General features: G+C 62.0%; 14 protein-coding genes. 11 read left to right on the top strand and 3 right to left on the bottom strand.

All coding sequences use genetic code 11. The annotated features are described in order from the left end of the window. Positions 1–149: 149 nt before the first annotated feature. From Q8R81_RS18200 to Q8R81_RS18155, 10 genes are all read left to right on the top strand, one after another. Positions 150–1,598, top strand: coding sequence for an aldehyde dehydrogenase family protein (locus tag Q8R81_RS18200; RefSeq protein WP_305619951.1), 1,449 nt, complete (start codon positions 150–152; stop codon positions 1,596–1,598). A gap of 27 nt (positions 1,599–1,625) precedes the next feature. After that, positions 1,626–2,951 (top strand): FAD-binding oxidoreductase, encoded by a 1,326-nt coding sequence (locus tag Q8R81_RS18195; protein ID WP_305619950.1) that lies wholly within the window; start codon positions 1,626–1,628, stop codon positions 2,949–2,951. A 119-nt stretch (positions 2,952–3,070) separates the two neighbouring features. Then, on the top strand, positions 3,071–3,928 hold the full coding sequence (locus Q8R81_RS18190; protein ID WP_305619949.1) for a GNAT family N-acetyltransferase: 858 nt from the start codon (positions 3,071–3,073) through the stop codon (positions 3,926–3,928). 3 nt (positions 3,929–3,931) lie between these two features. Next, a complete protein-coding gene (locus Q8R81_RS18185; protein WP_305619948.1) occupies positions 3,932–5,386 on the top strand; it encodes an NAD-dependent succinate-semialdehyde dehydrogenase in 1,455 nt (484 codons plus the stop codon). A 14-nt stretch (positions 5,387–5,400) separates the two neighbouring features. After that, positions 5,401–6,480: a tartrate dehydrogenase gene (locus tag Q8R81_RS18180; protein ID WP_305619947.1), complete on the top strand. Its 1,080-nt coding sequence runs from the start codon at positions 5,401–5,403 to the stop codon at positions 6,478–6,480. 149 nt (positions 6,481–6,629) lie between these two features. Beyond that, a complete protein-coding gene (locus tag Q8R81_RS18175; protein WP_305619946.1) occupies positions 6,630–7,382 on the top strand; it encodes a DUF4198 domain-containing protein in 753 nt (250 codons plus the stop codon). A gap of 23 nt (positions 7,383–7,405) precedes the next feature. After that, entirely contained in the window at positions 7,406–7,789 is a 384-nt protein-coding gene (locus tag Q8R81_RS18170; RefSeq protein ID WP_305619945.1) for a hypothetical protein, read from the top strand. A 167-nt stretch (positions 7,790–7,956) separates the two neighbouring features. After that, a complete protein-coding gene (locus tag Q8R81_RS18165) occupies positions 7,957–9,384 on the top strand; it encodes an aspartate aminotransferase family protein (protein WP_305619944.1) in 1,428 nt (475 codons plus the stop codon). A gap of 17 nt (positions 9,385–9,401) precedes the next feature. Continuing rightward, the gene (locus tag Q8R81_RS18160; protein WP_305619943.1) at positions 9,402–9,899 is read left to right on the top strand and encodes an Lrp/AsnC family transcriptional regulator; all 498 of its coding nucleotides are present in this window, start codon (positions 9,402–9,404) and stop codon (positions 9,897–9,899) included. A 16-nt stretch (positions 9,900–9,915) separates the two neighbouring features. Further along, on the top strand, positions 9,916–11,064 hold the full coding sequence (locus Q8R81_RS18155) for a M20 aminoacylase family protein (RefSeq protein WP_305619942.1): 1,149 nt from the start codon (positions 9,916–9,918) through the stop codon (positions 11,062–11,064). 3 nt (positions 11,065–11,067) lie between these two features. Here Q8R81_RS18155 and pdxA read toward each other — a convergent pair whose 3' ends face one another. Continuing rightward, positions 11,068–12,063 carry a 4-hydroxythreonine-4-phosphate dehydrogenase PdxA gene (pdxA, locus tag Q8R81_RS18150; protein ID WP_305619941.1) on the bottom strand — a complete coding sequence of 332 codons (996 nt, stop codon included), beginning with the start codon at positions 12,061–12,063 and terminating at the stop codon, positions 11,068–11,070. Between the two features lie 157 nt (positions 12,064–12,220). After that, positions 12,221–12,967, bottom strand: a complete 747-nt coding sequence (locus Q8R81_RS18145) for a glucose 1-dehydrogenase (protein ID WP_305619940.1) — start codon at positions 12,965–12,967, stop codon at positions 12,221–12,223. Positions 12,968–13,187: 220 nt separating this feature from the next. Between Q8R81_RS18145 and Q8R81_RS18140 the strand changes: the two genes are divergently transcribed. Next, positions 13,188–13,592, top strand: a complete 405-nt coding sequence (locus tag Q8R81_RS18140) for a nuclear transport factor 2 family protein (RefSeq protein WP_305619939.1) — start codon at positions 13,188–13,190, stop codon at positions 13,590–13,592. A gap of 30 nt (positions 13,593–13,622) precedes the next feature. Here the strand turns inward: Q8R81_RS18140 and Q8R81_RS18135 are convergent, their stop codons facing one another. Further along, positions 13,623–14,291 carry a TetR/AcrR family transcriptional regulator gene (locus tag Q8R81_RS18135; protein ID WP_305619938.1) on the bottom strand — a complete coding sequence of 223 codons (669 nt, stop codon included), beginning with the start codon at positions 14,289–14,291 and terminating at the stop codon, positions 13,623–13,625. Positions 14,292–14,383: the final 92 nt, after the last annotated feature.

Raw genomic sequence — 14,383 nt, 5'->3', positions numbered from 1 at the left:
ACCGGAAAGGCCATAATCGCCACCGCCCGAAAGCTGCTCTCCATCATCTACGATACCCTCCGCAATGGATGGGTCTTCGACGACTTCACCCAGTTCCAGCGCAGAGAAAATCTCAGACCCGCTGGACAATCATCATAGGAGATGGTGGGATGACCGGCCTGATTGCACAGGCCATTGCACGCTCTGGCGATGCCTATATCGGCGGCGCTTGGGTGCCCGCTTCTGGCGCGGAACGGTTGCCAGTTATTAATCCCGCAAACGGGGCGTTGGTGGCCGAGATCGTGGCGGGGACGAGCGGCGACCTTGACCGTGCCGTGGCCGCTGCGCGAGCCGCATTTCCGGCGTTTGCCGCCTCTCCCGTGGCCGAGCGGCTTGCGCTGCTGGAGCGCATTCACGCGCTGATCCTCGAACGTGCAGAGCCGCTGGCGCAAGTGCTGACGCTGGAAATGGGCGCGGCAATCACGCACGCCCGTGCGGCACACGTGCCCTTTGCCGCAGCGCACGTGCAGGCTGCGATCGAAGTGCTGCGCGATTATGCATTCCTGACAATGCGCGGCACGACCGCCATTGTCCGTGAACCCATCGGCGTGGCTGGCCTGATCACGCCGTGGAACTGGCCGCTCTACCAGATCACCGCCAAGGTTGCGCCAGCGCTGGCAGCGGGCTGCACGGTGGTGCTCAAGCCTAGCGAACTATCGCCGCTCAGCGCGCTGATGTTTGCGCAGCTCGTGCATGATGCTGGCGCGCCTGCAGGCGTGTTCAATCTGGTCAACGGGACCGGGAGCGAGGTTGGTGCGTGCATGGCGGCGCATCCCGATATCGACATGATCTCGATTACCGGGTCCAACCGGGCCGGTGTTCTGGTGGCGCAGGGCGCTGCGCCCACGGTAAAGCGGGTGACGCAGGAACTTGGCGGAAAATCGCCGAACGTGCTGCTGCCCGATGCCGATTTTGCGCGCGTCGTGCCGCTGGGCGTGATGGCGGCGTTCCGCAATGTGGGCCAATCGTGCAGCGCGCCCACGCGGATGATCGTGCCGCGTGCGCGCTTGGCGCAGGTTGAGGCTTTGGCGCGGGAAACGGTGGAATCCATCGTTGTTGGTGATCCGACGCAGGAATCCACAACGCTCGGCCCGATTGCCAATCAGGCGCAATTCCAGCGTGTTCAAACGATGATTGCGGTGGGGATTGAAGAGGGCGCAAAGCTGGTTTGCGGCGGTTTGCGGTGCCCTGAACAGCACACAGACGGCCTCTACGCGCACCCAACAGTGTTTTCCGAAGTGTCGAGCGCCATGCGCATCGCGCAGGAGGAAATCTTCGGGCCGGTGCTGGTCATCATCCCCTACGATGACATCGACGAAGCGGTGGCGATTGCCAACGACACCGTGTTCGGCCTTGGCGGGCATGTGCAGGGCACCGATCTGGCGCAGGCGCGCAGCGTGGCCCTGCGCATCCGCACCGGACAGGTGCACATCAACCACCCGGCATGGGATGCCCACGCACCGTTCGGTGGCTACCGGCGGTCCGGCAATGGGCGCGAGTATGGGGCATTTGGTTTTGAGGAGTACCTTGAAATCAAAGCCGTGCTGGGTTTCGCATGACATTCGCGTTCTCTGGAGAAGTCTGAAATGCCCGCGCCTCTCAAGTTCATCAATTCCACGCCCGATTTGCCGGCAGAGGCCGATGTCGTGGTGATTGGCGGCGGGATCATCGGCAGCTTCACGTCATACTATCTGGCGCAGCGCGGGCTGAAGGTGGCGCTGCTTGAAAAAGGTGTGGTGGGCGGCGAACAATCGAGCCGCAACTGGGGCTGGTGCCGCCAGCAGAACCGCGATGAGCGTGAACTGCCGCTGGCGACCAAGGCGCTCGACCTGTGGGAGCAGTTCGGAATTGAAAGCGGAGAGGAAACGGGCTTTCGCCGCTGCGGGCTGTTCTACGTCAGCGATGACGAGGCCGAGATCGCGACCTGGGCAAAGTGGGGCGAATATGCCCGCTCCATAGGCGTGAAGACGCGCATGCTGAACAGCCAGCAAGCTACCGAGCAGGGGAAGTTCACCGGCAAGGTATGGAAGGGCGGCGTCCATTCGCAGATGGATGGCATCGCCGATCCGGGGCTGGCGGTTCCCGCCGTGGCGCGCGCGGTGATGGCGCTGGGCGGCACGGTGCATCAGGCCTGCGCTGCACGCGGGATCGAGACGAGTGGCGGCGCGGTGAGCGGCGTGGTGACAGAGCGCGGCACCATCCGCACCAAGCTGGTGATCCACGCCGGCGGGGCATGGGCATCATCGTTCATGCGGCAGCTTGGCGTGCGCTTTCCGCAGGCCACGGTGCGCCAGTCGATCCTCGCGGTGGGCACCGGGCATATGAGCCTGCCTGATGCGTTTTACGGCGATTCCATGTCGATCACACGGCGCGGTGATGGCAGCCATGCGCTGGCCTATAGCGGACGGGCCAAAGTTGATCCGACCATGCAGTTCCTGCGTTTTCAGAAGCAGTTTCTGCCGATGTTCAAGCAGCGCTGGAAAAAGGTCTCGCCCGGCGGGCTGCAGGGCCTGCGCGCGGGGCATGAAACGCTGTCACGCTGGGCGCTTGACCGGCCAACGCCGATGGAGGCGCGCCGCATCCTTGATCCTGTGCCTGACGCGAAGACCATCAGCCTGACGGTGGAGCGCGTTTCGCGGCTGATCCCGGCGGTGGCCACCGCGCCAATCGTGGGCAGTTGGGCCGGGTTTGTGGACAGCACGCCCGATGGAGTGCCTGTGATCGGCGAAATACCGGCGGTGCCCGGCATGATCCTTGCCGCAGGTTTCAGCGGGCATGGGTTCGGCATCGGGCCGGGCGCGGCGCATCTGGTGGCCGATATTGCGACCGGACAAGCACCGATTGTCGATCCGCGCCCCTACCGCCTTTCGCGCTTTGATGGGGGTGCGGAAATTGACGTTTCTGAGTTTTAGCCAGCACCGCGCGATAATGTTCTGAATGGACTGCAAAACCGGCACCACATTCCGATTTCGGTCGGGTATTTCCTGAACAATCGCGCAATTCCCAGTTATCTCATGCCCCGGAGTTTCCCATGACAGTTCACGAGGCCGCGCAGATCGTGCTGCGTGACATGACCAGCGATGATGTTCATGCCGCTGCAGAACTCTCGTTCGAACAGGTCTGGCCGCACCGCGAAGAGGACTGGGCGATGTTTCTGTCCATCGGCGAGGGCGTGGTTGCCGAACTTGACGGCAAAATTGTGGGTTCAATCATCGGTTGGCGGTTCGGGGACCGATTTGCTTCGATCGGCCTGGTGATCGTCACCAATGCGGTTCAAGGCAAAGGCGTTGGCCGCCAGTTGATGGAGGCCATGCTCAAGCGTTTTGAAGGGCGCACCGTGATGCTTAACGCCACGGCTGAGGGCCTGCCGCTCTATCGCAAGCTGGGGTTTGTCGAATGCGGCACGATCTGCCAGCATCAGGCGATTTCCCCGGCTCAACCGCTGGTGCCGCTGCGCAATGGGGAGCGCGTGCGGCCAATGGGTGCGGCGGATGGCGATGCGCTTGAGCGGCTCTATACCAATGCTTCGGGCATGGATCGCAAGCTGATCCTTAATACCTTTCAGGCCGAAGGCAGCACCGTGGTGCTGTGTCGCGAACATGAACAGACCGGATTTGCCATGCTGCGGCGGTTTGGCAAAGGCTGGGCGATTGCGCCGGTGGTTGCGCCGGATGTGGTGGGCGCAAAGGCGCTGTTGGCGCATTGGCTGGGGATGCAGACCGGCAGCTTCTGCCGCATCGATATTGCCGAAAACAGCGAACTTGGCGAATGGCTTACCGAAATCGGGCTGCCCGAAGTGGGCCGTGTCACGTGCATGGCACTCGGCCCGGCACCGGTCCCCGGTGATGCCGCGACGGTCTTTGCCATTGCCGCTCAGGCGTTAGGTTGAAACATGCTCACTCTGAATGATCCCACGCTGCTGCGGCAGGCCGCTTTCATCGATGGCCAATGGATTGCCAGCGGCCTGCCAACGCTCGATGTGACCAACCCCGCAACGGGCGAGGTGATCGGCACCGTGCCCGAATGTGGCACGGCGGAGACCGAGGCGGCGATTGCAGCGGCGCAAGCATCGTGGCCCGATTGGCGCCGCCGCACGGCGGGAGAACGGGCGGCGCTTCTGGAAGCATGGCACGCGCTGGTCCTTGCTAATGTGGACGACCTTGCCCGGATCATGACCGCCGAGCAGGGCAAGCCGCTGGCCGAGGCGCAAGGCGAAATCCGCTATGCCGCCACGTTCATCAAATGGTTTGCCGAAGAAGGGCGCCGTGTGGGCGGGCGCAATGTGCCTTCGCCAGAGCGGGACCGGCGGATCATCGTGATGACCGAGCCGGTGGGCGTTTCCGCTGCGATCACGCCGTGGAATTTCCCCGCTGCAATGATCACCCGCAAGTGCGCGCCCGCGCTTGCCGCCGGATGCCCGGTGGTGATCAAGCCGTCTGACCTGACGCCGTTCACCGCGCTAGCGCTGATCGAACTGGCGGCGAGGGCTGGCTTTCCCAACGGCACAATCAATCTGCTGACCGGGATGCCGCAAGCGATTGGCGCAGCGATCACCGCCAGCCCGGTGGTGCGCAAGCTTTCGTTCACCGGCTCCACCCGCGTGGGCGCGCTGCTGATGCGGCAGAGTGCGGACACGATCAAGCGGCTCAGCCTTGAACTGGGCGGCAATGCGCCGCTGATCGTGTTTGAGGATGCCGACCTTGATCTGGCGGTGAAGGCCGCGATGGCGAGCAAATTCCGCAATGCAGGGCAAACCTGTGTCTGCGCCAACCGCATCCTTGTTCACGCGCCGATCTACGACGAATTCGCCTCCCGTCTCGGTGCGGCTGTCTCGGCGCTGCATGTCGGCAACGGCATGGACGCCGAGGCAACCACTGGTCCGCTGATCAACCGCGCTGCGGTGGACAAGGTTGCGGCTCACGTGGCCGATGCATTGGACAAGGGCGGCAAAGTGCTGTTTTCGGGCAAAGGTGCAGAAGGTGGCAACTTTGCCCGGCCGCTGATTATCGGTGATGCCAATGCGGACATGCGCCTTGCCGCCGAAGAGACGTTTGGCCCTGTCGCCCCGCTGTTCCGGTTCGAGACCGAGGACGAGGCCATCGCGCTGGCCAACGATACCGAGTACGGCCTTGCCAGCTATTTCTACACATCTGGCCTCGACCGCGCGTTCCGGGTGGCCGAAGCGCTTGAGGCGGGGATGGTCGCGCTCAATACCGGCAGCATTGCGATGGAAATGGCCCCGTTCGGCGGGATCAAGCAATCGGGCCTTGGGCGTGAAGGTGGCACACTGGGCATTGAGGAATACCTTGAAACCAAGGCTTTCCACATCGGCGGCCTGAAGATCTGATGTTGGGGGACATAATGCCAAGCAACACCCGCAAGCACACCATCGCGGTCATCCCTGGTGACGGTATCGGCAAGGAAGTCATGCCCGAAGGTATGCGCGTGCTGGAAAAGGCCGCGTCGCTCTATGGCTTCGAGATAGAGCAGAAGTGGCACGATTTCGCCTGCTGCGATTATTACACGCGCCACGGCAAGATGATGCCCGATAACTGGAAAGAGGAAATTGGCCGCCCCGATGCGATCTTTTTCGGCGCGGTGGGCTGGCCTGATACCGTGCCAGATCATGTGTCACTGTGGGGTTCGCTGCTGCAATTCCGCCGGGAATACGATCAGTATGTAAACCTGCGCCCGGTGCGCCTGATGCCGGGCGTGCCGTGCCCGCTGGCGGGGCGCGAGCCGGGGGACATCGATTTCTGGGTCGTGCGCGAGAATACCGAGGGTGAGTATTCGTCCGTAGGTGGGATCATGTTCCCCGGCACGGACCGGGAAATCGTCATTCAGGAAACGGTGATGACCCGCGTCGGCGTTGACCGCATATTGCGCTTTGCCTTCGATCTGGCGCAATCGCGCCCGCGCAAGCATCTGACCAGTGCCACCAAGTCCAACGGCATTGCCATCACCATGCCCTATTGGGACCAGCGTGTTGAAGCGATGGGCGCGCAATATCCCGATGTGCGGCATGACAAGTACCATATCGACATTCTGACCGCACAGTTCGTGCTGAACCCAGACCGGTTTGACGTGGTCGTCGGGTCGAATCTGTTCGGCGATATTCTCTCGGACCTTGGCCCTGCCTGCACCGGCACGATTGGCGTGGCCCCATCGGCGAACATCAACCCCGAAGGCCTGCACCCGTCATTGTTCGAACCGGTTCACGGTTCTGCGCCGGATATTGCCGGGCAGAACATTGCCAACCCGGTTGGACAGATCTGGTCTGCCGCGATGATGCTGGAACATCTGGGCGAAGCGGACGCGGCAGCGGCCATCATGCGCGCGGTGGAACAGGTGCTTGCCACGCCATCTGCCCGCACGCGCGATCTGAAGGGCGCGGCCAGCACGCAAGCCTGCGGCAAGGCCATTGCCGAGGCGCTGGGCTGAATCCCGCGCCGCAAGCGGTTCTGCCGTCGGCTGATTGGTGTGCGGGGGATCATGTCGGCATGACCGCATATTCAAGCAAACATGCCGGTGATGAGTCATAGTCTTGTCATGCCGGAACAGCCCGGTCGATCAATCCAGAGGCCGCCACCATGCGCAGGATTTCCCCCTATATCTCAGCCGCCGTTGCGGCGTTGACCGTTGCCACTGCAGTGGCATCCTCCACCGTACAGGCCCACGCGATCTGGTTTGCGCAACGCGGCAAGCAACTGGCAATGGTCTATGGCGTGGGTGCGGACGATCTTGACGCGGTAAAGCGGATGCCGATGATAACGTCCGTATCTGGTCTCGATGCCGATGGCCTGCCTGCCACCGCAGCGCTTCGCGCGGCTGGCCCGATCCCTGTGGTTGACAGCGACGAGCCGCTGGCCGTGGTTGCCGCCGTCATGGATTATGGCATTTGGTCACGGGACACCGAAGGAACGTGGCACAACAAGGGCCATGACGAAATCAAGGGCGCGACGGTCAGCGAGCATAACTACAAGTATGCGGTCCACATCAACCAGCTGCCTTCCAAGCCCATGCCTTTGATTCCGGGTCACAAGCTGCAATTGGTCCCCGCCGACAACGCGATCCCGCCGGTCATGGGGCAGCCGATCAGGTTGCGGGCCATGTTCGATGGGAAGCCTGCTGCCGATGTCGCCATCATGCATGATTATGTGAACGACCCGGACCAGACGCCGATGAAGACCGATGCTCAAGGCTATGTCACGCTGCCGGTCCGCAATCAGGGGCTGAATGTGGTTGTCGCGATCCTTGTCGGGCCGACCGACGATCCTGCCAGGTACAAGCAGATGGAGCACCGCGCGTCGCTCTCGTTCGTGCTGCCGCACCTGCCGGAATAAGCGGTCTTCAGGGGAGGGATGAAATGAAAGTCCAAAGCATCATCGCCGCAGTGGCCGGCCTTTCGCTCATCGCCATGCCGGTTGCCGCCAGTGCGCATGGCTCGATGAAGCCCAGCCACGGCGGCATCGTGGCAATATCGGGCGAGACAATGGTCGAACTCGTGCGTGCGTCCGGCCGCGTGGACATCTACATTACGGAAGAGGACGCGCCGCTGGCGGCATCCGCCTTCACCGGAAAGCTGACAATCACCGCCGATGGCGCAAAATCGGACGCCGCGCTGGTGGGGCAAACCGGCAACAGGATGACCGCCCCCGGGCTGGTTATCCCGGCAGGCGCAAAAGTGGTTGTTGCGCTGACCGGTAACGGCAGCGGCGCAAAAACCTTCATCACGTTCATGGTAAAGTGAAATGCGGATCGGGCGGACTCACCGGCCCGGTCCGGCACGCGGCAGATTATGCTGCGCGGGGCCTGCTCAAACTGTTCGAACATTTTTGCGGGCCTGCAATTCGGACGAACCCTCTTTCACCGCGAGGCTAGGCTGATATCAAAGATGCACTTATGGAAGAGCCTGTAATGAACGCTCCTGCTTCTGCCCTGAACGACCGGTCGGGGACCAACCGCTCGCTGATCGATGTTGACCGCGATCACCTGATCCACTCGGTCACGTCCTTTCGCGGGCACGAACAGCACGGCGCTATCGTGCTGGAATCGGGCAAGGGCATGTGGCTGACGGATGCGGATGGCAACCGCGTGCTCGATGCCTTTGCCGGGCTGTGGTGCGTCAATGTCGGCTATGGGCAGGAGTCGATTGTCGAGGCAGCAGCGGAGCAGATGCGCAAGCTTCCCTACGCCACCGGCTACTTCCATTTTGCCAGCGAGCCGGTCATCCGTCTTGCCGGTGAATTGACCGCAGCCGCGCCCGATGGCCTTGACCACGTGTTCTTCACCCAAGGCGGATCCGATGCGGTGGACAGCGCCATCCGTTATATCGTGCATTACTGGAATGCGCGCGGATTGCCCGAAAAGAAGCACTTCATTGCGCTGGAATGGGGCTATCACGGATCAAGCAGCCTTGGCGCAGGGCTGACCGCGCTGGGCAACTTCCACCGCAATTTCGATCTGCCGCGCCCGTGGCAGCACCACATCGCCTCGCCCTATCCCTATCGCCACCCCGAAGGCCATGATGACGCGGCGGTGATTGCTTCAACCGTGGCCGCGCTGGAAGCCAAGGTGGCAGAACTGGGGGCAGACAATGTTGCCGCCTTCTGCTGTGAGCCGATCCAGGGTTCCGGCGGCGTGATCGTGCCGCCGCGTGGCTGGCTGAAAGCGCTGCGCGAGGCTTGCACCCGGCTGGGCATCCTGATGCTGGTGGACGAAGTCATCACCGGCTTTGGCCGCACCGGCCCGCTGTTCGCCTGCCTTGATGAAGACGTTTCGCCCGATTTCATGACGACGGCCAAGGGCCTGACCGCCGGGTACATCCCGATGGGCGCGATGTTCATGGCCGATCACGTGTACCAGACCATCGCCGATGCCGCGCCTGCTGCGCTGCCCATCGGCCACGGCCAGACGTACTCCGGCCACCCGGTTGCCGCTGCCGTTGGTCTCGAAGTCCTGCGCCTCTACCGTGAAGGTGGGCTGATGGAGAACGGCCGCAAGACCGGCGTGCGCTTTGCCGAACACATGGAGCGCATCCGCGCGCACCCGCTGGTGGGCGATGTGCGCTGGCGCGGGTTGCTGGGCGCGATTGAACTGACGACGGACAAGGCCACCAAAGCCCAGTTCGATCCGTCGCTCGACATCGGGGGCCGCCTCTCTAAGCTGACCTATGGCAATGGCGTGATCGTGCGCTGTTTTGCCAACGCCGTGCTGGGCTTTGCGCCTGCGCTGTGTTGCACGCTGGAAGAAATGGACATGATTTTTGAACGGGTTGAACGCTCGCTGGACCAGTTGCTCGAACAGCCCGACATCCGCGCCGCCGTTTCGGTCGGCACGGTCTGAACAGGGGAGGCCCAACCATGCTGCCCGGACCCAAGCTCGACAGGATTGATTTGAAGATCCTCGCCAAGCTCCAGCAGGAGGGGCGGATCACCAATGTGGAATTGGCCGATGCGGTCGGCCTTTCTCCCAGCCCCTGCCTCACGCGCGTGAAGCGACTGGAGAAGGCGGGCTATATCAGCGGTTATGGCGCCCATGTGAACTTCAACAAGCTGGGCGAATTCCTGACGGTGTTCACCGAAGTTACGCTGAGCGAACACCGGCAGGGCGATTTCAGCCGGTTCGAAAGCCGCATCGCCAAGCTGGACGAGATCGTCGAATGCCACCTTGTTTCGGGTGGCTATGACTACCTGCTCAAATTCGTGGCGCGCGGTGTCTCGCACTATCAGTCCATCGTCGAAGGGATGCTGGAAAGCGATTACGGGATCGAGAAGTACTTCAGTTACATCGTCATCAAATCACCCTTCATTAAACACAAGTTCCCGATCCAGAACCTGTTTGGCCAAACTCATGGTTGAGACCCAAGGGTAGAACATGACGAACATCGCCGATCTCTTGCCCGATCTTGTCGCGCTGCGACGCGATATTCACGCCCACCCCGAACTCGGCTTTTGCGAACACCGCACGGCTGCGCGCATCGCAGCGGAACTGCGCGACTGCGGCATCGAAGTCCACGAAGCTATCGGCACCACGGGCCTTGTCGGTGTGCTCAAGGGCAAGCGCGAAGGCGCGCGAACCCTCGGCCTGCGTGCCGACATGGACGCGCTGCCGATCCATGAGGCGACCAACCTGCCGTGGGCGAGCAAAACGCCTGGCACCTTCCACGGTTGCGGCCACGATGGCCATGTTGCCATGCTGCTCGGCGCAGCGCGCGTGCTGGCGGCAGACCCTGACTTTGCCGGAACGGTAAACTTCATCTTCCAGCCTGCCGAAGAAGGGCAGGGCGGCGCGCTGGTCATGATTGAGGAAGGGCTGTTTGACCGCTTTCCCTGTGACCGCGTTTATGCGCTGCACAACTGGCCGGGCCTGCCCGCAGGCACGATCAGCACTCGCCCCGGCGCGATCATGGGCGCGGCAGACAAGTTCAGGATCACGCTGACGGGCAAGGGCGGCCACGCCGCGATCCCGCAGGACAGCCCTGACGCGATCCTTGCCGCGGCATCGCTTGTGCAGCAGCTAAATACCATCGTGGCCCGCGCCGTGCCGCCATACGCGGCCGCTGTCCTTTCGGTTACGGAAATTCATGGCGGTCACGCGCACAATGTGATCCCGGCAGAGGTCACAGTCGGGGGCACGGTCCGCACGTTTGACCCTGTCGTGCAGGACCGGATTGAGGAGCGGATGCGCGCGATGCTGAAAGGCATCGAGGCCAGCTTCGAAGTGCAATGCTTGCTGGTCTATGATCGCTATTACCCCGCCACGATCAACGATCCGCAGGCTGCTGCCGATGCGCTGGAAGTTGCCGCGACTGTCGCCCGCGCCGAACTGGCACCGGAACCTGCGCCAACGTCGGAAGACTTTTCCTTCATGCTTCAGCAGCGCCCGGGTGCCTATATCTGGCTGGGGCAGGGGACGCAGGACCACGCGGCACCGCTGCACAACCCGCAGTATGATTTCAACGACACCGTGATGGAAACCGGCATCCGGCTCCATGTCGCGCTGGCAAAGCACTGGCTTGTTTAGTGGTCAGACACGTAGCTTGAGCGCGTAATCGAAAGCATATTCAAGGCTTGATGGGTCGGCGGTGCCAGTCCCGGCAATGTCGAATGCCGTCCCGTGATCGGGGCTGGTTCTGACGAAGGGCAGGCCCAGCGTGACATTCACACCGTTTTCAACGCCCATGTACTTCACCGGTATCAGGCCCTGATCATGGTACTGCGCTACCACCACATCGAACCGTCCCCGGCGCGCCTGCATGAACACCGTATCGCCGGGCCACGGACCGGAAGCGTCAATCCCCTCCGCACGCGCGGCTTCGATGGCGGGGCGGATGATGCGTATTTCTTCATCGCCGAACAGCCCGCCTTCTCCGGCATGGGGGTTCAACCCGGCGACGGCCACGCGCGGATTTTCGATGCCCAGCGCGCGCGCGCCGGTGTGGGCAAGCCGGATGGCGGCCATCTGCGCAGGAAAGTCTGCCCGGCGGATGGCGTCGGCCAGTGAACAGTGGATGGTGACAAGCACGGTCCGGATCTCATCGTTGGCAAGCATCATGGCGACGCGCCCGCCGCCGCCAAGGTCTGCAAGGATCTCGGTGTGACCGGGATAGGCGTGACCGGCTGCGCCAAGCGCCTCCTTGTGGATCGGTGCGGTGACGATGGCCTGCACCTTGCCCGCGCGCGCAAGCTTTATGGCTGTGACGATGGCATCGAAGGCGACCTGCCCGCTAACCGGCGATATTTCGCCCACAGGGGGCAGGGCGGCAAGGTTCGATGACGCCAGCACATCAAGGCTCGCGCCGTCGAAAGCCGCTTGATCGATTGAAGAAACTGGCCGCACTGCCACTTTGGCCCCAAGCCTGCCAAACGCGTGCTCCATGACCAATGGATCGCCCACGACCGCCCAGAAACGCTGATCGGGGCGGCGCAGGAACATCTTTGCGATGATTTCCGGACCGATGCCGGAAGGATCGCCCATCGTCACGGCAACAGGCAGGGCGTTCGTGGTCTTGATGCAGGTCATGGCAGAACAAGTAGCACAGCGGCGGCTGCAAGATTAGCGATATGAACCGGCGGGTGTCAGCCGTTGCCCAAAGGCCGACATCCCGCGGTGGTCAAACAGCCGACGCTGTTACTGCTTCATTCCCATCGCGTAGTCCCGCCAAACATCGGCGGAACTCCTATTGCGCGGTCATGCCTGCGTCGATCACGTGCTCAGCGCCGGTGATGTAGCTTGATTCATCGCAGGCAAGGAACAAGACAAGATTAGACACTTCCTCAGGCTCGGCAATGCGGCGCAACGGGATCTGCAACAGCGCGTCACCGCCGTCTTCGTCGGTTGCCTCGATCATCATGGGGGTCATGATGAAGCCGGGATGGACCGAATTCACGCGGATGTTATCCGGACCATACTCCACGGCCGCCGCCTTGGTCATGCCGCGCACGGCGAACTTGCTGGCGACATAGGCGAGGCTGGGGAAGCCATAGTTGGCCACGAGGCCGGCGATCGACGAGATGTTGACGATCGAGCCGCGCCCGCCCTTGAGCATGGACGGAATCACCGCATGCATGCCGAGGTAGACCGAGTGCTGGTTCACTTCGCAGACCTTGTGATAATCGGCCTCGGTAACGTCGGCTGTCTTGGCCATCACACCCAGAATGCCAGCGTTGTTCACCAAAACGTTGATCGGGCCGAAGAATTCTTCGGCAGCCGCAACGACGCGCGTCCAGTCTGCTGCGCTGGTCACGTCGTGTTCGATGAACTTTGCATTGGGACCAAGCTCGCGCGCCAGCGCATCGCCGGTGTCAGACCGTAGATCGGTGAGCACCACCTTTGCCCCTTCGGCGATGAAGCGCCGGGCGTGCGATGAACCCATCCCCCGTGAGGCGCCGGTGACAATCGCGGTGCGGCCGTTCAGTTTGCCCATGTCAGTCTCTCCGGTTTTACGACCCGTGAAGCCTGTCCGGCCATCGGTCCTTGCGTTACTGTCAACGTTAATGTTGAAAAAGCGGTTGCCAGTCAACACTATCGTTTACAAAACGGCCAGCTCTGGGTTAGCGAGAGAGTGTGCGATGGTTTGGAGAGGTTCGGGCAACATCTGGCCGGACGTGCCCCCGTCAAGGAGGCAGGACCAGGGAGGCAGACCGATGACTCAATTGGTGCGCGAAGAGAACAAGGCAATTGTTGCACGGTTTTTCGAAGTGTTTTCCAGCGGAGATGTCTCCGCGCTGCTTGATGCGATGGCTGAAGGCAGCAGCTGGTGGGTTTCGGGCAGGCTTGAAGGGATGTCGGGCCGATATGACAAAGCGAGCTTTGGCCCGCTGGTCGAAGGTGCAAAAGCCATCTACAAATCCGGGAGTCTGACGATCACCCCGGTTTCCATGATCGCCGAAGCCGATAAGGTAGCGGTGGAGGCTACCGGGTTTGCCGAACTGACCGATGGCCGGACCTATCTGCCGCAGTATCATTTTCTCGTGACTGTGCGTGATGGCAAAGTGTTCGAAGTACGGGAATACATGGATACACAGCACGCCAAGGACACGTTTTTCTGAGCGTAGCCTTCAGGCTTCATGTTTTGGAATTCAGGCCTCTGGGGCGGGCGGTAGGGGCGCGGCCAGTGCCGCCACAATCTGGCCCAGCGTGTCCTTGACCGCATCTTCAAAGCACTCGCCTTCGTCAGCACTATCGCGCGTGTGGATGACAAGGATGTTGAGGAACATGAAACAGGCTGTGACCAGTCGCCGCTGCGCCACCATCTCGGGCATGGGGCCAAGGCACGCTCGCAACAGTACCAGCGTGCGGGCAAGATTTGGTGCCACGCGCTCACCAAACTGGCCAAACCGCCGCGCCTGATAACGCAGCAGATAAGCGGTCAGAAAACCGGCGTAAGAATGATCGCCAAATTCGTCGATCAGTTCGATCTGCGGCCGGAAAATGATCTCCGTGATCGCGCGCAGGTCTTCCAGCTTTCCAGTTGCTTCGACAGCGGCGAGCATGCTGCCACGCGCAACTTCCATCTGGTTCATCCGGTAATCGAAAATTGCCTGCACCAGCGAGTCGCGCGAACCGAAGTGGTATTGGACTGCGTGATGGTTACGCTGGCCGGCCTGGGCCGCGATTTCACGCAGAGATGCACCTTCGATACCGTCGCGCGCGAACAGCACTTCGGCTGCAAGAATGAGCGCAACTTTTGGCGCATCGGGCGATGGATTGGCATTCGGGGCAAGCGCCCTCGCAGTTTTCGACGTCATTCAGGGCAATTGGGATAGTGCGGCGCAAGCGTCAAGCCCGAGCGGGGGCAACGTTTTTGCAAATCTCGTCAACGATGGTGTTGATCTTCGTC

Origin of the sequence: Novosphingobium sp., from assembly GCF_030696665.1 — a bacterium.
Taxonomy (GTDB): Bacteria; Pseudomonadota; Alphaproteobacteria; order Sphingomonadales; family Sphingomonadaceae; genus Novosphingobium.
The sequence above is the reverse complement of the archived record's forward strand: the minus strand, read 5'-3'. Positions and strand labels throughout refer to the sequence as shown.

Coding starts and splice junctions, on each gene's coding strand:
- Q8R81_RS18200 (WP_305619951.1), top strand. CDS start 150: ATGACCGGCCTGATTGCACAGGCCATTGCACGCTCTGGCGATGCCTAT.
- Q8R81_RS18195 (WP_305619950.1), top strand. CDS start 1,626: ATGCCCGCGCCTCTCAAGTTCATCAATTCCACGCCCGATTTGCCGGCA.
- Q8R81_RS18190 (WP_305619949.1), top strand. CDS start 3,071: ATGACAGTTCACGAGGCCGCGCAGATCGTGCTGCGTGACATGACCAGC.
- Q8R81_RS18185 (WP_305619948.1), top strand. CDS start 3,932: ATGCTCACTCTGAATGATCCCACGCTGCTGCGGCAGGCCGCTTTCATC.
- Q8R81_RS18180 (WP_305619947.1), top strand. CDS start 5,401: ATGCCAAGCAACACCCGCAAGCACACCATCGCGGTCATCCCTGGTGAC.
- Q8R81_RS18175 (WP_305619946.1), top strand. CDS start 6,630: ATGCGCAGGATTTCCCCCTATATCTCAGCCGCCGTTGCGGCGTTGACC.
- Q8R81_RS18170 (WP_305619945.1), top strand. CDS start 7,406: ATGAAAGTCCAAAGCATCATCGCCGCAGTGGCCGGCCTTTCGCTCATC.
- Q8R81_RS18165 (WP_305619944.1), top strand. CDS start 7,957: ATGAACGCTCCTGCTTCTGCCCTGAACGACCGGTCGGGGACCAACCGC.
- Q8R81_RS18160 (WP_305619943.1), top strand. CDS start 9,402: ATGCTGCCCGGACCCAAGCTCGACAGGATTGATTTGAAGATCCTCGCC.
- Q8R81_RS18155 (WP_305619942.1), top strand. CDS start 9,916: ATGACGAACATCGCCGATCTCTTGCCCGATCTTGTCGCGCTGCGACGC.
- pdxA (WP_305619941.1), bottom strand. CDS start 12,063: ATGACCTGCATCAAGACCACGAACGCCCTGCCTGTTGCCGTGACGATG.
- Q8R81_RS18145 (WP_305619940.1), bottom strand. CDS start 12,967: ATGGGCAAACTGAACGGCCGCACCGCGATTGTCACCGGCGCCTCACGG.
- Q8R81_RS18140 (WP_305619939.1), top strand. CDS start 13,188: ATGACTCAATTGGTGCGCGAAGAGAACAAGGCAATTGTTGCACGGTTT.
- Q8R81_RS18135 (WP_305619938.1), bottom strand. CDS start 14,291: ATGACGTCGAAAACTGCGAGGGCGCTTGCCCCGAATGCCAATCCATCG.